The organism is Pseudomonas sp. GW822-FHT02G04 (genome assembly GCF_058802085.1).
Genome location: NZ_JBXANU010000018.1, coordinates 12987 through 33424 on the forward strand (window position 1 = coordinate 12987; position 20438 = coordinate 33424).

Consider the following 20438-nt stretch of genomic DNA (forward strand, 5'->3'; position numbering starts at 1 on the left):
CGGTTGGGGCGGCCGTCAGCCTGCGTATCAGCTGTTGTTGTGATCGATCTTGATGGTCGGGTCACTGCCGGCAATCAGCGAGTTGATGCTGGCACTGGACCAATTGTTACCTTCCAGTTTGATCGTCACGTCCGGGGTGGTCGCTGCGGCGTCGGCGCCGTTGAACTTGCCGGCGGAGCTGACTTGCAGGGACGACACGCCGTCCACGGTGGTGATCTTCAGGAAGTGGTCGATCGTGCTGCCGCTTTCACCCTGCAACAAATCACGCAGGTCGATGCGGTCGCCTTCGCTGGCCTTGAAGTCCTTGATCACGTCGCTGCCGGTGTCGCCAGCCTTCCAGATGAAGGTGTCGGCACCCGAGCCGCCAATCAGGATGTTGTTGCCTTGACCGCCGATCAACGAGTCATTGCCGGTGCCGCCGAGCAGGATGTCATTGCCCTTGCCGCCGTCGAGGAGGTCGTTGCCGCCCTGGCCAAAGAGAATGTCATTGCCTGCGCCACCCAGCAGGGTGTCGTTGCCGTCATGAGCACCAGACACGTCGAACGCGGTGTAGTGCTCGGTGATGTACTGGTGCACGTTGCTGGTGGTGACTTTGCTGGCGTCGACGCCGGTTTGCTGGGCGACAAACGCCTGCATCGCCTGATAACCCTCGCCGGCAATACCATTGAAGCTCACCAGATCGCCAAACAGAAGGTCGTTGCCGTCACCGCCGCTGACCGTGTCGGCACCCGGCATTGTCGCTTCGGTATGGCCGATGATCGAGTTGGCCAGGTCTTTCGGATCGATGTTGGTTTGTGGCGTTTGATCCGAGTCGTACGGCTTGAGGTCGGTGAGGGTGACGTCTGTGTTCAGACCGATGGCTTCCACTGTCGACACGTTGCTCAGCAATGCGAAGCCGCTGGAGGAGTTGTCGATGGCGGTGGAGTCGGTGCTATAGCCGGTGCCATCGCGATAGGACAGTTCGTACGTGCCGTTACCCTCGGCATGGAGGGTGCCCAGTTCAGCACTGTGCCAGTTGCCCTTTTTTTGCTGAGTTTGCAGCGTGACGTTGCCAGCGCTGTCGATACTCAGATAGTGAGTGCTGTCCAGATAGCCGGAATAGGTCTGCCCCAACTTGTAATTGGTGGTGGTGATGACGTCATCGAGCTTCACGTTGCCGTACAAGGTCGGGTTGGTTTGCTCGCCGCTCTGGTAGTAGGTCGGCTTGCCGTCGGTGATGAAGTACGTGAGGTTCTTGGCACCGGTGTTGGCAAGGGCGTCGGCACTCTGGAACCAGTTGGTCGTGGTCTTGAACACGTCCTCGTAGTTGGTGCCGCCACCGGACGACATCGAATCCAGAACGGATTTGAGCAAGGTCAGCGCGTTCGGGTCGTTCAGGTTCACCGACACCGATTTGTTGACCTGGGTATCGAAGTCCACCAGGAAAATATTCACGGTCCCAGAGTTGCCGCCCAGGCTTTGCTTGAGGGTGTTGAACACCGCCGTCAGCGAATCCTTGGCGGCATTGATCGACGTGCTGCTCATGCTGCCCGAGCTGTCGACCATGAACGCGATGTTGTAATTGGTGCCCGGCACCACGGTCAACCCGCCGATGTCGGCGACCATGATGTCGTTGCCGTCGGTGCCGGTGATCGTGTCGTCGGCCGCCGTGGCGGTCACGGCGTTGTAGACCGACGGGTACACCGTAACCGGGATCTGCGCAGTGCTCAGTGCCGAGCCGCCCAGTGCTTCGGTGGATGTCGAGGTCACGGTCAGGGTGAACTGGCCGTTGTAGTACGGCGGCGGGGTGACGGTCAGGCTGCCGAGGTTCCAGCCGGTAACGTTGGCTTCGCCGTTGGTGGTGGTGAAGGTGTGGCCCGCGCCATCGCTGAGCACGGAGCCCGCCGGCATGCCGCTGATCTTCACGCTCAGGCTTTCAGAGCCGTCGGTGTCGGTCAGTGCGGTCTTGATCGCGGACAGGTGAACGCTGGTGCCTTCGGCGCCTTCGTTGAGTTTGTAGCCATCGTAGTAGCCTTCGCCATTGGTGCCGTGCAGGTCGGAAACCGTCACGCCAGAGGCGGCCAGATCCGCCACACCGGTGTACAGCGGCACGCCAGCGCTGCTCAGGTCGACCGCTGTACCGCCGTTGACCGACAGATTGACGTCATAGTTGCCGGGGCCACTCTGGTTGTGGTGGTAGATATCCAGGGTGTAGTAACCGCTGGTGGTCGGGGTGAACGAGCCATTCAGCTTGCCGCCTGCACCCCAAGTCGTCGCGGCTACGTTCTGGCCACCGATGGTCACCAACAGGCTGTCATCACCGGTACCGCTGAAGGTGTACGTCTTGCCGGCTTCGAGGTAGATCAGGCCGGACGTTTTCGAGGCCGTGCCGGCGGTGACGCCGCCGTCGGACTGAACGTTGGTCACGGTGCCGGTGGAGTTCGGGGTGCCTGCGGCGTCGATGACCGATCTCAGCGTGCCGGACGACGCGCCGCTGCCATCGGTGCCCAGACCCGACAGACCGGTCCAGACTTCCTTGACCAGGCCGGTGGACTTGACGCTGTTGTCCGCGACGCTCAGGGATGGCGCGTCGGCAACCGGCGTGATGTCGATTTTCACCGTGCCGGCGTTGCCCAGCAGTTGACCGTCGGTTGGCTGGAACTTGATCTGCGCGTAGTCCGCCTGGTTATTGCCCACGCCGCTGCCACCGTAGCCGTCAACGCCCGATTCGTTGGCATCCGGCGTGAAGCGCAACTTGCCGGCATCAATGTCGGCCTTGCTGATGGTCTGATTGGTCGTTACGTCCTTCCAGGTCGCACCGTCCAGGTACTGCAATTTGCCGTCGCCCGGCAGCTGAGTGATTTTCACCCCCAGGTTGGCGGCCGGGCTGTCGACATCGCTGACGCCGAAGGTCGACCAGCCAAGGATCAACGGGGCGTCTTCGGTGCCAGTGACGTTAACCGGCGCGGTGGTCGGCGCGTCGTTTACGGCCACCACGTTGACGGTGGTGGTCGCGGTGTTGGAGTAGTTGCTGCCATCGGTCACCGTCACGGTGATGATCCGTGGCACGGTGCTCGGATCCTCACTGCTGTTGGTGAAGCTGATGTTTTTGATCTGCTGCATGTAGTCGGCCAGCGTCGCGTTGCCCGACAGGGTCAGGGTGACCGTGCCGTCCTGGCTGTTGGCGTTGATGCTGATGCCATTGACGCTGTTGCCCAGGTTCAGCGCGTCACCCGGCTGACGATTGGTCAGCACGATGGTGGCGCCGGTCAGCATGGTGCTGTCCGGGTCGGTGATGGTCAGGTCGGTGTCGCCGATCGAGACGCCTTGGCCGGTGGTGCCTTCGGTGAAGGTCACGTTGTAGTTGGCCCCGGTGGCCCCGCTGGAGTTGTTGGCGTCCAGGTCGAGAACCGGCGCGGCATCGTTGTCGATGATCGAGGTGCTGACGCTGCCGTTGGTGCTGCTGACCGCGAGGTTTTCGAAGTTGCCGCCGGTGGCCGAGTCGATCTTGACCACAAAGTTCTCGGTGCCCTCGGTGAGCTTGTCGTCCAGCGTCGCGACGTTGAAGCTCGCACTGCTGGCGCCTGCCGGAATTTTCACGGTGTACACGCCGGTGAAGTCCGAACCGTCGGCGGCAGTGCCGCTGTAGACGATTTTCAGGGTCACTTCAGTCTGCGCCGGGTGGGTCAGGCTGACGGTGTAGCTGGCGGTCTGGCCTTCGGTCACCGAGGTGCTGCCGTTGATGCTGACTTCGGTTTTGTCGATCGTGTCGGCGACGGTGGTGGCTGCCGGGACAGTGCTAGGAACCAGGTTCTCGAAATGGCCACCGGTGGCAGTGGAGATGGTCGCCTGGACTGTGCCCGCGTCTTTGTAAACGTCATCGGATGGAGCCGGGACGGTGACGGTGCCGGTGGTTTTACCGGCGTCGATGGTGATCACCGCACCGTTGCTCAATGTCACGGTGACTGGCGTGCCGGCGGCGTTGGTCAGGGTGGCGGTGTAAGTGATCTGGCCACCTTCGGCCACCGAGTTGGTGGCGCTCAGGCTGAGGTTGGTGGTGTCGACGGTGTCGGTCACAGTGGTGCTGACCGGCGTTTTGTCCGCCACCAGGTTCTCGTAGTTGCCGCCGCTGACGCTGGTGATCGAGTTGGTCAGTGGAGCGTGGCCGGTCAACGCGTCGTTCGGCGCGGTGGTGGTCACGGTACCGGTGTTTTTACCGACGTCGATGGTGATCGTCTGGCCGTTGGCCAGGGACACGGTGACCGGGCTGCCAGTCACTGGCGCACCGACGGTCGCGGTGTAAGTGACGGTGCCGCCTTCAGCCGCCGAAGCGGTGGCGTTCAGGGTCACGGTCGAGGTGTCGATGGTATCGGTGACGGTGGTGACCGCTGCTGTATTGCTAGTGACCAAGTTCTCGAAGTTGCCACCGGTGGCGGTGGAGATGGTCGCCTGGACCGTGCCGGCGTCTTTGTAAACGTCATCGGATGGGGCTGGGACGGTGACGGTGCCGGTGGTTTTACCGGCGTCGATGGTGATCACGGCGCCGTTGCTCAGCGTCACGGTGACCGGCGTGCCGGCGGCGTTGGTCAGAGTGGCGGTGTAAACGATGGAGCCGCCTTCGGCTACCGAGTTGGTTGCGCTCAGGCTGAGATTGGTGGTGTCCGGTGTGTCGGTAATCGAGGTGTTGGCCGACTTACCATCGACTTCCAGTTTCTCGTAGTTGCCGCCCTTGGCGTCGTCGATCTTGACGCTCAGGGAGCCGCCGCCCGCCAACGCATCGTTTGGCGCAACGAAGTTGACAGAACCGCTGCTGGCGCCGACCGGGATGGTGATGGTCTGGCCGTTGGACAGGGTCACAACCACCGGCGAGCCGGTGACCGGTGCCGACACGGACGCGGTGTACACCACGGTGCCACCTTCAACCACAGTGCTGGTCGCAGTGAGGTTCACGGTTGAGGTGTCGATGGTATCGGTGACGTCGGTAACCGCTGCTGCGGGATTGGTAGCCAGGTTTTCGAAGTTGCCGCCCGCGGCGTCCTTGATGGTGACTTCAACTTTACCGGCGTCCTTGTAGACGTCGTCCTTCGGCGCGTCGACAGTCACGCTGCCGCTGGTGGCGCCGGCAGCGATGGTGATTACGGCGCCGTTGCTCAGGGTCACGGTCACCGGCGTGCCGGCAGCGTTGGTCAAGGTCGCGGTGTATACGATGGAGCCACCTTCAGCGACCGAGTCGGTTGCCGACAGGCTGAGGTTGGTGGTGTTAGCGGTGTCGGTCACCGAGGTGTCCGCCGACTTGCCGTCGACTTCCAGCTTCTCGTAATTGCCGCCCTTGGCATCGTCGATCTTCACGCTCAGCGAACCGCCGCCCGCCAAGGCGTCGTTCGGCGCGGTGAAGTTGACGCTGGCGCTGCTGGCGCCGACCGGGATGGTGATGGTCTGGCCGTTGGACAGGGTCACAACCACCGGCGAACCGGTGACCGACGAAGTCACGGACGCGGTGTACACCACGGTGCCGCCCTCGGCGACGTTCGTGGTAGCACTCAGCGAAACAGTGCTGGTGTCGAGGGTGTCGTTGACGGTGGTGACCGCAGGCGTATCGCTGGTGACCAGGTTCTCGAAATTGCCACCGGTTACGCCTTTGATGGTGGCTTCAACCTGACCGGCGTCCTTGTAGACATCGTCCTTCGGTGCATCGACGGTCACGCTGCCGGTGGTTTTGCCGGCGTCGATGGTGATGACGGCGCCGTTGCTCAGCGTGATGGTCACTGGTGTACCGGCGGCATTGGTCAGGGTCGCCGTATAGGTGATCTGACCGCCTTCATTTACAGCGCCGGTCGCGGTCAGCGACAGGTTGGTGATGTCCGGGGTATCGGTGATCGAGGTGTCCGCCGACTTGCCATCGACTTCCAGTTTCTCGTAGTTGCCGCCCTTGGCATCGTCGATCTTGACGCTCAAGGAACCGCCGCCGGCCAAGGCGTCATTCGGCGCAACGAAGTTGACGCTGGCGCTGCTCGAACCGACCGGGATGGTGATGGCCTGGCCGTTGGACAGGGTCACAACCACCGGCGATCCGGTGACCGGCGCCGACACGGACGCGGTGTACACCACGGTGCCGCCTTCAGCCACAGTGCTGGTCGCAGTGAGGTTCACGGTTGAGGTGTCGATGGTGTCAGTCACATCGGTGACTGCCGCCGCCGGACTGGTGGCCAGGTTTTCGAAGTTGCCGCCCGCCGCGTCCTTGATGGTCACTTCGACTTGGCCGGCGTCCTTGTAGACGTCGTCCTTCGGTGCGTCGACAGTCACGCTGCCGCTGGTGGCACCAGCGGCGATGGTGATCACCGCGCCGTTCGACAAGGTCACGGTCACTGGTGTGCCGGCGGCATTGGTCAGGGTCGCGGTGTAGACGATGGAGCCGCCTTCGGCGACCGAGTCGGTTGCGCTCAGGCTGAGGGTGGTGGTGTCCGAAGTATCAGTAATCGAGGTGTCCGCCGACTTGCCATCGACTTCCAGCTTCTCGTAGTTGCCGCCCTTGGCATCGTCGATCTTCACGCTCAGGGAACCGCCACCGGCCAGGGCATCGTTCGGTGCGGTGAAGTTCACGCTGGCGCTGCTCGAACCGACCGGGATAGTGATGGTTTGGCCATTGGACAGGGTCACAACCACTGGCGAGCCGGTGACCGGAGCGGAGACGGACGCGGTGTACACCACGGTGCCGCCTTCGGCGACGTTCGCGGTCGCAGTCAGCGAAATAGTGCTGGTGTCGAGGGTGTCGTTGACGGTGGTGACCGCAGGCGTATTGCTGGTGACCAGGTTCTCGAAGTTGCCGCCGGTTGCGTCTTTAATGGTCGCCTCAACGGTGCCGGCGTCTTTATAGACGTCATCCTTCGGCGCATCGACGGTTACGGAACCGTTGGTTTTGCCCGCTTCGATGGTGATGACGGCACCGTTGCTCAATGTCACGGTGACTGGCGTGCCGGCGGCATTGGTCAGGGTTGCCGTATAGGTGATCTGGCCGCCTTCATCTACAGCGCCGGTCGCAGTCAGCGACAGGTTGGTAGTGTCCGGTGTATCGGTGATCGAGGTATCCGCCGGCTTGCCATCGACTTCCAGCTTCTCGTAGTTACCGCCCTTGGCATCGTCGATCTTGACGCTCAGGAAGCTACCACCCGCCAGGGGGCTGTTCGGTGCGACAAAGTTCACGCTGCCGATGGTTTCACCGACAGGGATGGTGATGGTCTGACCGTTGGACAGGGTGACGACCACCGGCGAGCCGGTGACTGGTGCGCTGACCGTCGCGGTATAGACCACGGTTTCGCCTTCGGCGACGTTCGAAGTGGCAGTCAGCGAAACGGTGCTGGTATCGAGGGTGTCGTTGACAGTAGTGACCGCAGGCGTATCGCTGGTCACCAAGTTTTCGAAGTTGCCGCCGGTTGCGTCTTTGATGGTCGCTTCAACGGTGCCGGCGTCTTTATAGACGTCGTCCTTCGGCGCATCGACGGTTACGGAACCGGTGGTTTTGCCCGCTTCGATGGTGATCACGGCCCCGTTGCTCAAGGTCACGGTGATCGGCGTGCCGGCGGCGTTGGTCAGGGTCGCGGTGTAAACGATGGAACCGCCTTCAGCGACCGAGTCGGTTGCCGACAGGCTGAGGGTGGTGGTGTCCAGTGTGTCGGTAATCGAGGTGTCCGCCGACCTGCCGTCGACTTCCAGCTTCTCGTAATTACCACCCTTGGCATCGTCGATCTTCACGCTCAAAGAACCGCCGCCCGCCAAGGCGTCGTTCGGTGCGGTGAAATTCACGCTGGCGCTGCTCGAACCGACCGGAATGGTGATGGTCTGGCCGTTGGACAGGGTCACAACCACTGGCGAGCCGGTGACCGGCGCGGAGACGGACGCGGTGTACACCACGGTGCCGCCCTCAGCCACAGTGCTGGTCGCGGTCAGGTTGACGGTCGAAGTGTCGATGGTATCGGTGACATCGGTAACCGCCGCCGCAGGATTGGTCGCCAGGTTTTCGAAGTTGCCGCCTGCGGCATCCTTGATCGTGACTTCGACTTGGCCGGCGTCCTTGTAGACGTCGTCCTTCGGTGCGTCGACAGTCACGCTGCCGCTGGTGGCACCAGCGGCGATGGTGATCACCGCGCCGTTCGACAAGGTCACGGTCACTGGTGTGCCGGCGGCATTGGTCAGGGTCGCGGTATAGACGATGGAACCACCTTCAGCCACCGAGTCGGTTGCGCTCAGGCTGAGGTTGGTGGTGTCCGCAGTGTCGGTCACCGAGGTATTCGCCGACTTGCCGTCGACTTCCAGCTTCTCGTAGTTGCCGCCCTTGGCGTCGTCGATCTTGACGCTCAGGGAGTTGCCGCCTGCGAGGGCATCGTTGGGTGCAACAAAATTAACAGAGCCGCTGCTGGCGCCGACCGGGATGGTGATGGTCTGGCCGTTGGACAGGGTCACAACCACTGGCGAACCAGTCACCGGAGCAGTGACGGAAACGGTGTACACCACGGTCCCACCTTCGGCGACGTTCGCGGTCGCAGTCAGCGAAACGGTGCTGGTGTCGATGGTGTCGTTGATGGTCGTGACCGCAGGCGTATCGCTGGCTATCAGATTCTCGAAGTTGCCGCCGGTTGCGTCTTTGATGGTCGCGTCAACGGTGCCGGCGTCTTTGTAGACATCGTCCTTCGGCGCATCGACGGTTACGGAACCGGTGGTTTTACCCGCTTCGATGGTGATGACGGCGCCATTGCTCAGCGTGACGGTCACTGGTGTGCCAGCGGGATTGGTCAGGGTCGCCGTATAGGTGATCTGACCGCCTTCATCTACAGCGCCGGTCGCAGTCAGCGACAGGTTGGTGGTGTCCGGTGTATCGGTAATCGAGGTGTCCGCCGACTTGCCGTCAACTTCCAGCTTCTCGTAGTTGCCGCCCTTGGCGTCGTCGATTTTCACGCTCAGTGAACCGCCGCCAGCCAAGGCGTCGTTCGGCGCAACAAAGTTGATAGAACCGCTGCTGGCACCAACCGGAATGGTAATGGTCTGGCCATTCGACAGGGTCACAACCACCGGCGTACCAGTCACCGGAGCAGTGACGGAAGCCGTGTAAACCACGGTACCGCCCTCAACAACGCCCGCAGTAGCAGTCAGCGAAACAGTGCTGGTATCAATGGTATCGGTCACGCTGGTGACAGCGGCCGTCGAGTCAGTCACCAGGTTTTCAAAGTTGCCACCCTCTGCATCCTTGATCGTAACTTCGACTTGCCCGGCATCTTTATAGACGTCATCGGCAGGGGCGGCGACGCTCACGCTGCCGGTGGTCGCGCCAGCGGCGATGGTGATCACGGCCCCGTTGCTCAAGGTCACGGTGACCGGCGTGCCCGCCGGATTGGTCAGGGTCGCGGTATACAGAATCTGACCACCTTCGGCCACTTCGGTGGACGCCGACAGGCTCAGGCCGGTGTCGTCTTTCGAATCGGTGATGGTGGTGAGTGCCGGCTCGGTGCTCGGGGTCAGTTGTTCGAAGTTACCGCCGGTGGTGCCGGTGATCGTGGTGCTGACGGTGCTGCCGTTGTTGTAGACATCATTGGCCGGGGTTTCGACGCTCACGGAGCCGGTGGTTTTTCCGGCTTCGATGGTGATGGTCGAACCGTTGGACAGGGTCACGGTAACCGGCGTCTGCGCTGGATTGGTCAGAGTGGCGGTGTAGGTGATCTGGCCACCTTCGGTGACGGTCGAGCCGGCTGTCAGCGTGATGGTGGTGGTGTCGATAGTGTCGGTGACCTGGGTCACGGCTGGAACGGTCGGCGGGGTGACCACGATACCGCTGCCGCCCGTGGTGCCGGTGACAGTCACGTCGATCTGGGTCGGATCGTTATAAACAGTGTCGTTCGGCGCCAGCGGAACGCTGACGGTGCCGGTGGTCTGGCCGGCTGTGATCACGATCACCGAGCCGTTGGACAGGGTGATGGTCAAGTCGGTCAGCGGTGCCTGGGTCAGGGTCGCGGTGTAAACCAGCACACCACCGGCCTCGGTGATGGTCGGCGTGGCACTCAGGCTCAGGGTCGATTCGAGCAGGGTGGTGGCGTTGGTACTGGCCGTCTGGCCACCGGTGGTGTTTTGTGTTGCCGAAGCCGCAGTGGCGAGGCCCGCGGTCGGGAAGCCAATGGTCGGGTCGACCCGGGCAGCGGTTGCCTCCAGGGCCACGAAGCTGTGGCCGCCACCGGCAGAGCCGCCCGCGCTCGCGGCAGTAGGGCCGGCTGCGGTGGCTTCAAGAGCAGTGGTCGGGTCGACACCGGCAGCGATGGCTTGCTGCAATTCGTCAACTGATGGCGCGGCTTGTGCAGTGGCTTGCGCAAGGTCAGCGCTGGAATCCGGATCGCTACCGCTCCACTGAGTGTCGCGGCCCAGGTCCAGGGTCCGGCCGTCAGCCAGTTCAAGGGTGATGGCGCCGGCGGCACCCGTGTCCACCTGGTCGCCTACCAACAACCGGTCGCCTTCAACGAGTACGCGGCGGATGCCCTCTGGGGACACCGCGAAAACCTGACCAACAATGCTTTTGACGATGGCAACAACACTGCTCATTGAAGATTCTCCGGGTGTCACGTTCAGTTGACTTCCATGAACCGCTCGGGCGTGTTCGCCGATCGGGGCTGGACGTTCTTACAAAATTTAATACATAACTTTGACGCGCGAATCGTCAGCAATTTGGCTATATTTTTTCGAAATTAACTTTGTGCCAAACTATTGACTTTGTGGGAGCCATCCTAAACAAACCGTCCAAGTAATGTCGCATTGATATTTAAGCGGCGACCTGTCCTACAGCGAGTGATCCAGTTCCGACTTTGAACTTTCCGACATGCGGTCATTCCGGTTGCCATCATGCGATGCAGTGCCATGTTCTGCAGTGATTCAACACAAGAAGCCCCGGGAAATTCCAACTATGCGTATGCACCTGTTCAAGGTTCTACCCTTCGCCCTTGCCGCCAGCTTTGTTCAGGCGCAGACCCTTGCGCAGGCCATGCAACAGGCGCTGGATGGCCATCCGGAAATCCAGGCTGCGGTCAACAGTCGGCTGGCCGCGGATTATCAGTTAAAGGCTGCAAAAGGTGGATACCTGCCACGGGTCGATCTGCTGGGCGGTTATGGTCGCGAAGGCACCGACAGCGTCTCCACCCGTGCCGCTGGCGGCAGCAACCACTGAGAAACGCTGAACCGCAGCGAGTCAAGTTTACGTCTGTCGCAGATGGTTTTTGACGGTTTTGCGACGTCCAGCGAAGTGGGGCGTCAACAAGCCACCGTTAATTCCCGTGCTTATTCCTTGCTGGGCACCTCGGAACGCACCGCGTTGAGCGTCGCTCAGGTCTATCTCGATGTGCTGACCCGCCGCGAATTCGTGCGCCTGGCCGAAGACAACCTGAAAAACCACGAACGGATTTTTTGGCCCAGGCCTGCAACAACCTGATCACTGAGCAGACCAACCTGGCAGACGCCGAGACCAAAGTGCCGATCGCCCAGCAATATGTCGATCGTAGTGCCAGCGTGCGTGGCGCGTATCAGAAGCAGTTCAGCCTCGGCGAGCGGACATTGCTCGACCTGCTGGACAGTGAAAACGAGCTGTTCACGGCTGCCCGTCGGCTCGCCGAGATCAAGAACATTCAGTTATTTACTCAGTACCGAATCAAGGCGACCATGGACGAATTGCTCAAAAGTCAGGGCGTTGGCGCACCGTTGGCCTCCGTTGTGCAAAATGACGTGAAGCCAAAGGTCCAGCTGCCTGGGATGAATTGAGTCCTGCCCCATTTCAACTGTTAGCCAAGAGTGTCGAGCGTGGAATCAGAAGTCAGTCGAGTTCAACTCATTCATGATCCACGCGCGCTGCATGACGATCCATTACTGGACGGTCTGCTAGCCCTCTGCACGTTGCACCAGAAGCCGGCCAGCGCGGCAATGCTGACCACCGGCCTGCCGTTACCCAAGCAGCGTCTGAGCGTCGAACTGCTGCCTCGCGCGGCCGCTCGCGCCGGGCTGCAAGGGCGGGTGCTGCAACGCAAGCTGGAGCAGATTCCGGCGATCGCCATGCCGGCGCTGTTGCTGCTCAAGGACGGACGCAGTGCGGTGCTGCTCGGCTGGCACGGTGAAGACCAGGCCCGCTTGCTGCTCAGCGAAAGCGATGGTGGCGAAGTCTGCGTTAGTCGTGAACTGCTCGCCGACGACTACAGCGGCAAAGTGTTCTTCGCCCAACCCCAGCACAAATTCGACGTCAACCACGGCACGCTGATCCCGCGCGCGCGTTCGTGGTTTCGCGACACCCTCAAGCGTTCTCGCTGGCTGTACGTCGACGCCATCGCCGCCAGTCTGCTGATCAACATCATCGCCATGGCCGCGCCGCTGTTCGTGATGAATGTCTACGACCGCGTGGTGCCGAACCAGGCCGAATCGACCCTTTGGGTGCTGGCCATCGGCATCACCGGCGCCTATGTGTTCGACCTGATTCTCAAGAGCCTGCGCAGCCTGTGCCTGGACCTCGCCGGCAAGAAAACCGACCTGATCATTTCAGCGACGCTGTTCGAACGCATCGTCGGCATGGCCATGAAGTACCGCCCGGCGCGGGTCGGCAGTTTCGCCCAGAACATCCATGAGTTTCAGAGCCTGCGCGACTTCCTCGCGTCGCTGACCCTCACCAGCCTGATCGACCTGCCGTTTACGCTGTTGATCTTCCTGGTCATCGCGATCCTCGGCGGGCATCTGGTGTGGATTCCGGTGCTGGCGTTCCCGATTGCGCTGCTGATCGGCTATGCCTTGCAGAAGCCGCTGGTGGCGACCATGGAGCGAACCATGGCCCTGGGCGCCGAGCGCCAATCGAGCCTGATCGAAACCCTCGCCGGCCTTGATGCGGTCAAGGTCAACAATGCCGAAAGCGAACGCCAGTATCAGTGGGAGCAGACCATCGGCACCCTCAGCCGCCTTGAGCTGCGGGTGAAAATGCTGTCCGGTCTGGCGATGAACATCACCTTGCTGATTCAGCAACTGGCCGGGGTGATCATGATCGTCTTCGGCGTGTACCAGATCATTGCCGGCAACCTGAGCATGGGCGGTTTGATCGCCTGTTACATGCTCAGCGGTCGAGCCCTCAGCCCGCTGGCCTCGCTGTCCGGTCTGCTGACCCGCTACCAGCAAGCCCGGGTGACCATGACCTCGGTCGATCAGATGATGGAGCTGCCCCAGGAGCGCAATTTCGACGAGCGCCCGCTGAGCCGCAAGGTCCTGCAAGGCGCCATTGAATGCCGTCAGCTGACCTTCACCTATCCGAATCAGCAGAACCCCGCGCTGAAGGGCATCAACCTGATCATCAAGCCGGGCGAGAAGATCGGCATTATCGGCCGCAGCGGCTCGGGTAAAAGCTCCCTGGCCAAACTGCTGGTGGGCCTCTATCAGCCGGACGACGGTGCGCTGCTGGTGGATGGTGTGGATATTCGGCAGATCGACGTCAGCGAACTGCGCCACAACATTGGCTACGTGCCCCAGGACATCCAGTTGCTCGCCGGTACGTTGCGCGACAATCTGGTGTCGGGCGCGCGCTATGTCGAAGACGAAATGGTGCTGCAAGCCGCGGAGCTGGCCGGCGTCCACGAGTTCGCCCGCCTGCACCCGCAAGGTTATGAACTGCAAGTCGGTGAGCGTGGGCAGAACCTGTCTGGCGGTCAGCGCCAGAATGTGGCCCTGGCCCGAGCGCTGCTGCTCAACCCGCCGATCCTGCTGCTGGACGAACCCACCAGCGCGATGGACAACACCGGCGAAGAGCGTCTGAAACAACGCCTCGCTGCCGTGGTGGAAAACAAGACCGTGGTGCTGGTGACGCACCGGGCTTCGCTGTTGTCGCTGGTGGATCGCCTGTTGGTGATCGACCGCGGGCAGATTCTCGCCGATGGCCCGAAAGCCGCCGTGATGGAAGCGTTGAAAAAGGGGCAGATCAGTGTTGCTTAAGTCCGGGGTCAAAGAATCCATCCGCCGCTACTTCAAAGGCTCCGCGTCGCTGCAAGGCCAGCCTCTTCCCGAGGTCAACAAAGCGCTGATCGAAGACGCCCCGCGCGTGGTGCGGTTGACGATCTGGGCGATCATCGGCTTCTTCGTGTTCCTGATGCTCTGGGCCAACTTCGCGGTGATCGATGAAGTCACCAAGGGTGACGGCAAGGCAATTCCGTCGTCGAAGATCCAGAAAATCCAGAACCTTGAGGGCGGCATCGTTTCCGAGCTGTTCGTCAAGGAAGGGCAAATCGTCGAGGCTGGCGCGCCGCTGATACGTCTGGACGACACACGGTTCGCCTCCAACGTTGGCGAAACCGAGGCCGATCGGCTGTCGATGCTGTTGCGCGTGGAGCGCTTGAGCGCCGAGGTCGATGACCGCCCGTTGAATTTCCCTGCCGATGTGCTCAAAGCCGTGCCCGGCCAGGCCGCCAGCGAAGAGTCGCTGTACATCAGCCGTCGTCAGCAACTGCACGATGAGATCGGTGGCTTGCAGGAGCAGTTGATCCAGAAGCAGCAGGAGCTGCGCGAGTTCACCTCCAAACAGGCCCAGTACCGCAGCGGCCTGTCCTTGCAGCGTCAGGAAATCGCCATGTCCGAGCCGTTGGTGGCTCAGGGCGCGGTATCCCCGGTTGAGGTATTGCGACTCAAGCGTGCCGAGGTCGAAACCCGTGGCCAATTGGACGCCACCACCCTGGCGATCCCTCGCGCCGAATCGGCGATTAAGGAAGTGCAGCGCAAGATCGACGAGACTCGCGGCAAATTCCGCAGCGAGGCCCTGACTCAACTCAACGAAGCGCGCACCGATCTGAACAAGGCCCAGGCGACCGGCAAGGCGCTGGAAGACCGGGTCAGCCGGACGCTGGTGACATCGCCGGTACGCGGCATCGTCAACAAGTTGCTGGTGAACACCATCGGTGGCGTGATTCAGCCGGGCAGCGACCTGGCGGAGATCGTACCGCTGGACGACACCTTGCTGGTAGAAGCCAAGATTCGCCCGCAAGACATCGCCTTCCTGCATCCGGGGCAAGACGCCACGGTGAAGTTCACGGCTTACGACTACACCATTTATGGCGGGCTGAAGGCCAAGCTGGAACAGATCGGTGCCGACACCATCACCGATGAAGACAAGAAGACCACTTACTACATCATCAAACTGCGCACCGAGCGCAGCCACCTCGGGACAGATGAAAAACCGTTGCTGATTATTCCCGGGATGGTGGCGTCGGTGGATATCATTACCGGCAAGAAGACTGTGCTCAGTTACTTGCTCAAGCCGATTATCCGGGCTCGGGCCGAGGCGTTGCACGAGCGGTAGGACGCTACTGTGGCGAGGGAGCTTTTGATCGTTCCCACGCTCTGCGTGGGAATGCCGCCATGGACGCTCCGCGTCCACTGTGACGCAGAGCGTCACGGGATGTATTCCCACGCAGGAGCGTGGGAACAATCGGTGGTAGATAAAAGCCATATCGTTATTCGCTAACGGTATTTAAATTTAAATTCTTATACCTATAAAGTCACTTCCCTGCGTACCTGCCGACCAATCGGCGCGCCGCACGACACGAACCAACACGGGACCTCCGTGAGTTTCTGATCGACGCGCGCCCTTGAGCGCGCCGTGCGTGGGAGTGATTTTTATGTCAGCTGTCTCTTTTTCCCCAAAGCCTGAGCCAACAAGCGTCGCCACCCTCGCGTCGCAAGCCTTCGAAATCCGCCCGTTCAGCGGCGCCGTCGGTGCCGAAATCATCGGCCTTGACCTGTCCCGCCCGATCAATGACCAGGACTTCGCTCGCGTCCATCGCGCGCACCTGGACCATCACGTGGTGGTGTTCCGCGACCAGCGCATAACCCCCGAACAGCAGATCGCCTTCAGCCGCCGTTTCGGCGTGTTGCAGATCCATGTACTCAAGCAATTCCTGCTCGCCGGGCATCCGGAAATCCTCATCGTTTCCAACATCATCGAAAACGGCCAATCCATCGGCCTCGGTGATGCCGGCAAGTTCTGGCACTCCGATCTTTCTTATAAAGAACTGCCGAGCCTGGGCTCGATGCTGCATGCCCAGGAGCTGCCCTCCGAAGGCGGCGACACGCTGTTCGCCGACATGCACAAAGCCTGGGACAGCTTGCCCGAGGCGCTGCGCAAAGCCGTCGAAGGCCGTTCAGCTGCGCATTCCTACACGGCGCGCTACAGCGAGGCCAAATTCGAGGGCAACTGGCGTCCGACCCTGACGCCGGAGCAACTGGCTCAGGTCGCTGAAGTTGTTCATCCGATCGTTCGTACCCACCCGGAAAACGGTCGCAAGGCGTTGTTCGTCAGCGAGGGCTTCACCACCCGCATCGTCGGTTTGCCGGAAGACGAGAGCAAACAACTGCTCGACGAGCTCTACGCCCACAGCGTGCTGGCGCAAAACATTTACCGCCATCAATGGCAGGCCCACGACCTGGTGTTCTGGGACAACCGCTCGCTGATTCACCTCGCCTCCGGATGCCCCAGCCATCTGCGCCGCAAGTTGTATCGCACCACCATCCAGGGCGACGCGCCTTTCTGATTTCGGAGAACTCTCATGTCCAAACGTCTTCCATTTGCACCGTTGGCCGCTGCAATCGGCCTGGGTTTCAGCCTGCTCGCCGGCAGCCTGGTGGCGCCGAGCGTGGCCCACGCCGAGGGTGAAATTCGTATCGCCGAACAATTCGGCATCGTTTATCTGCTGCTCAACGTGGTGCGCGATCAGAACTTGATCGAGAAGTACGGCAAGCAGGAAGGCATCGACATCAAGGTTGACTGGACCCAGCTCTCCGGCGGCTCGGCGGTCAACGATGCGTTGCTCTCCGGTTCCATCGACATTGCCGGTGCCGGCGTCGGGCCGCTGCTGACCATCTGGGATCGCACTCACGGCAAGCAGAACGTCAAGGCCGTGGCTTCCCTGGGCAACTTCCCTTACTACCTGGTGAGCAATAATCCAAAGGTCAAAACCATCGCTGACTTCACCGAGAAAGATCGCATTGCGGTGCCGGCGGTCGGGGTTTCGGTGCAGTCGCGCTTCCTGCAATACGCGGCGGCCAAGCAGTGGGGCGACAAGGAATTCAATCGCCTCGACAAGTACACCATCGCTGTTCCGCACCCGGATGCCACTGCGGCACTGATCGCTGGCGGTACCGAGTTGACCGGGCACTTCTCCAACCCGCCATTCCAGGATCAGGCGCTGGAAAACCCCAACGTGCACGTGGTGCTGAACACCTATGACCTGCTCGGCCCGAACTCGCCGACCGTGCTGTTCGCCACCGAGAAATTCCGCAACGAGAACCCGAAAACCTATAAAGCCTTTATCGCGGCGCTCACCGAAGCGGCCGAGTTTGCGCAGAACGACAAAGGCGCGGCGGCCGACACTTATATCCGAGTCACCAAGGCAAAAATCGACCGCACGGCGTTGCTGAAAATCATCGACAACCCGCAGTTCGAATTTACCGTCACGCCGAAAAATACTTACCCGCTGGCCGAGTTTCTCTACCGCGTCGGTGCGATCAAAAACAAACCGGATTCGTGGAAGGACTACTTCTTCCAGGACGCCAAACCGCTGCAAGGGAGCTGATCGACATGAACGCCCCTTTGCAAGGCCACACGGCCAGCAATCCGATCGCGGCAGCGCAAGCGCTGCTGTCGGTCGACAAGGTCAGCCTGGAATACCGCACGCCTGCGCGTGTGGTTCGAGCGACCCATCAGGTCAGTTTTGAGATCGATCCGGCGGACCGCTTTGTGTTGCTCGGTCCGTCCGGCTGCGGCAAATCGACGTTGCTCAAGGCGATCGCCGGGTTCATCCCGCCCTGTGAGGGCGAGATTCGCCTGCAAGGCCAGCGGGTCGATGCGCCGGGGCCGGACCGGATCGTGGTTTTCCAGGAGTTCGATCAGCTGCCGCCGTGGAAAACCGTCAAGCAGAACGTGATGTTTCCGCTGCTCGCTTCCAAAACCCTCAAGCGCAAAGAGGCTGAAGAGCGGGCGCTGCACTATCTGGACAAGGTCGGTCTGGCGGGGTTTGCCGATGCCTATCCGCATACCTTGTCCGGCGGCATGAAGGCTCGGGTGGCGATTGCCCGGGCGTTGGCGATGCAACCGAAAATCCTGTTGATGGACGAACCCTTCGCCGCGCTCGATGCGCTGACCCGACGCAAGATGCAGGAGGAGTTGCTGCTGCTCTGGGAAGAGGTGCGTTTCACGTTGCTGTTCGTCACCCACTCCATCGAAGAGGCGTTGGTGGTGGGCAACCGGATTTTGTTGCTGTCACCTCATCCGGGGCGGGTACGGGCGGAAGTCCACAGCCATCAATACGATTTGCACAGCCTCGGCGGTGTGGCGTTCCAGGAATCGGCGCGGCGGATTCATCGGCTGTTGTTCGATGAAGGCCAGTCACCGGAAACCGAGCGCGCGCTGGATTTTTCCGACATTCGCATCGCTTATTGAGCCATTGAAAGGAGTGCCCGATGAGCCCGTTATCATCTGCGCGTAAAGAGTACGAAACCATTTTGCAGCCGCTGACGAGCGTCCCGCTGGAGCGTGAGTTACCCCTCGGTCAGCGTCTCTGGCAACAGGGCTGGTTGCGTAAAAGCCTGATCCTGATTGTGCTCGCGGTGCTCTGGGAAGCCGTCGCCCGTTACCAGAATAACGACTTGCTGCTGCCGGGTTTTCTGCAAACCGCCAGCGCGCTGTACGACGGCCTGCTCAGCGGTGAACTGCTGGGCAAGGTGTGGATTTCGCTGGTGGTGTTGTTGAAGGGTTACCTGATCGGGATTGTGCTGGCGTTTGCCCTGACCACGTTGGCGGTGTCGACGCAATTGGGTCGCGATCTGCTGAGCACGCTGACCTCGATGTTCAACCCGTTGCCGGCGATTGCGCTGTTGCCGCTGGCGCTGCTGTGGTTCGGGCTGGGGCAGAACAGCCTGATTTTTGTACTGGTGCATTCGGTGCTCTGGGCGTTGGCCTTGAACACCTATGCCGGGTTCCTTGGCGTTTCGGAAACCCTGCGCATGGCCGGGCGCAATTACGGCCTCAAGGGCATGCGTTTCGTGTTGTTCATCCTGATCCCGGCCGCGTTGCCGTCGATCCTCGCCGGTTTGAAAATCGGCTGGGCCTTCGCCTGGCGCACGCTGATCGCCGCTGAACTGGTGTTTGGAGCGACCAGCGGCAAGGGTGGATTGGGCTGGTACATCTTCCAGAACCGTAATGAGCTGTACACCGACAAGGTGTTTGCCGGGTTGGCGGTGGTAATCCTGATTGGGTTGCTGGTGGAGAATCTGGTGTTTGATACGTTGGAGCGGGTGACGGTGAAGCGTTGGGGGATGCAGCGGTGATCCGATTAATTTAGGCGATCTTTTGATCTGCTAGCATTGCGTCTGAATCAATCCAGATCAGCTACGAGTGCTCAGCATGCAACTCCCGGACATGAACCTGTTGGTCGCCCTCGACGCCTTGCTCGATGAGGGCAGTGTGGTGGGCGCTGCGCGGCGGATGAACCTCAGCCCGGCGGCGATGAGCCGGACGTTGACGCGGATTCGCGAGGCCATCGGCGATCCGATTCTGGTGCGCGCCGGCCGTGGCCTGGTGCCGACGCCCAAGGCGCTGGAGTTGCGCGAGCAGGTGCGGGACCTGGTGGAGCAGGCCGCCTTGCTGTTCCGCTCTGCCGATGACGTGGACTTGGGCAGCTTGCGCCGGCGGTTCAGCATTCGCGCCAATGATTTCTTTGTGGGCGTCTATGGCGGCAAGCTGTTCGACACGATGGAGCGCCAGGCCCCGCATTGCGAATTGCGCTTTGTCCCTGAGGGCGACGGGGACGATGAAGCCTTGCGCGAAGGACGCATCGATCTGAGTGTCAGCAACAATCGACCGTTGATGCCGGAAGTGAAGGTGCAGAACCTGTTCTCCACTCACTTTGTCGGGCTGGTGCGCGAGGACCATCCGCTGTTCGATGACGAGATCACCGCCGAGCGTTACGCCGGCTTTTCCCATATCAGCATGTCCCGTCGCGGGATCGCCCGCGGGCCGATCGACTCGGCGCTCAACGCCTTGGGGCTGGAGCGGCGGGTGGCGGTGATTGCGCCGAGTTTTCATGCGGCGATGTTCGCCTTGCCGGATTCCGACCTGATTCTGCCGGTGCCCAAAGAAGCTTTACTGAGCGTGCGGCGCCTGGGCTTGAAGCTGCGTTCGTTCACCCTGCCGATTCCGCTGCCGACCCTCATGCTGACCCAGGCCTGGCACCCGCGTTTCGACAAAGACCCGGCTCATCGCTGGATGCGTGAAACCCTCAAAACTTGTTGCGATGAGACCTGGCTGGCTGCGCAGCCGGTTTGAAGATCAAAAGATCGCAGCCTTCGGCAGCTCCCACAGGCGCGTAGGAGCTGCCGAAGGCTGCGATCTTTTGACTTTAACCATTGCGTATCGCGCACTTATA

Annotated in this window: 7 protein-coding genes and 3 pseudogenes; 8 read left to right on the forward strand and 2 right to left on the reverse strand. The window is 61.2% G+C overall.

What is annotated here, in order from left to right; genetic code table 11:
* Window positions 1-27: 27 nt before the first annotated feature.
* A pseudogene (locus tag AC1RO5_RS20785) lies at window positions 28-10038 on the reverse strand (immunoglobulin-like domain-containing protein); the annotation flags it as partial.
* A 93-nt stretch (window positions 10039-10131) separates the two neighbouring features.
* Window positions 10132-10557, reverse strand: a pseudogene (locus tag AC1RO5_RS20790) (retention module-containing protein); the annotation flags it as partial.
* Between the two features lie 358 nt (window positions 10558-10915).
* Here AC1RO5_RS20790 and AC1RO5_RS20795 point away from each other — a divergent pair.
* The 8 genes and pseudogenes from AC1RO5_RS20795 (at window position 10916) to AC1RO5_RS20830 (ending at window position 20338) form a co-directional block, all read left to right on the forward strand.
* Window positions 10916-11763 (forward strand): annotated as a pseudogene (locus AC1RO5_RS20795) (TolC family protein).
* A 39-nt stretch (window positions 11764-11802) separates the two neighbouring features.
* On the forward strand, window positions 11803-13959 hold the full coding sequence (locus AC1RO5_RS20800) for a type I secretion system permease/ATPase (RefSeq protein WP_493177333.1): 2157 nt from the start codon (window positions 11803-11805) through the stop codon (window positions 13957-13959).
* Window positions 13949-15316, forward strand: a complete 1368-nt coding sequence (locus AC1RO5_RS20805; protein WP_493177335.1) for an HlyD family type I secretion periplasmic adaptor subunit — start codon at window positions 13949-13951, stop codon at window positions 15314-15316. The genes AC1RO5_RS20800 and AC1RO5_RS20805 overlap by 11 nt, the downstream gene beginning before the upstream one ends.
* A 319-nt stretch (window positions 15317-15635) precedes the next feature.
* Window positions 15636-16547, forward strand: coding sequence for a TauD/TfdA dioxygenase family protein (locus AC1RO5_RS20810; RefSeq protein WP_493177337.1), 912 nt, complete (start codon window positions 15636-15638; stop codon window positions 16545-16547).
* 15 nt (window positions 16548-16562) lie between these two features.
* Window positions 16563-17588: an ABC transporter substrate-binding protein gene (locus tag AC1RO5_RS20815; RefSeq protein WP_493177338.1), complete on the forward strand. Its 1026-nt coding sequence runs from the start codon at window positions 16563-16565 to the stop codon at window positions 17586-17588.
* A gap of 5 nt (window positions 17589-17593) precedes the next feature.
* Window positions 17594-18454 carry an ABC transporter ATP-binding protein gene (locus AC1RO5_RS20820; RefSeq protein ID WP_493177340.1) on the forward strand — a complete coding sequence of 287 codons (861 nt, stop codon included), beginning with the start codon at window positions 17594-17596 and terminating at the stop codon, window positions 18452-18454.
* A gap of 20 nt (window positions 18455-18474) precedes the next feature.
* Entirely contained in the window at window positions 18475-19341 is an 867-nt protein-coding gene (locus AC1RO5_RS20825; protein ID WP_493177342.1) for an ABC transporter permease, read from the forward strand.
* Window positions 19342-19417: 76 nt separating this feature from the next.
* Window positions 19418-20338: a LysR family transcriptional regulator gene (locus tag AC1RO5_RS20830; protein ID WP_493177344.1), complete on the forward strand. Its 921-nt coding sequence runs from the start codon at window positions 19418-19420 to the stop codon at window positions 20336-20338.
* The last annotated feature ends 100 nt before the right edge of the window (window positions 20339-20438 follow it).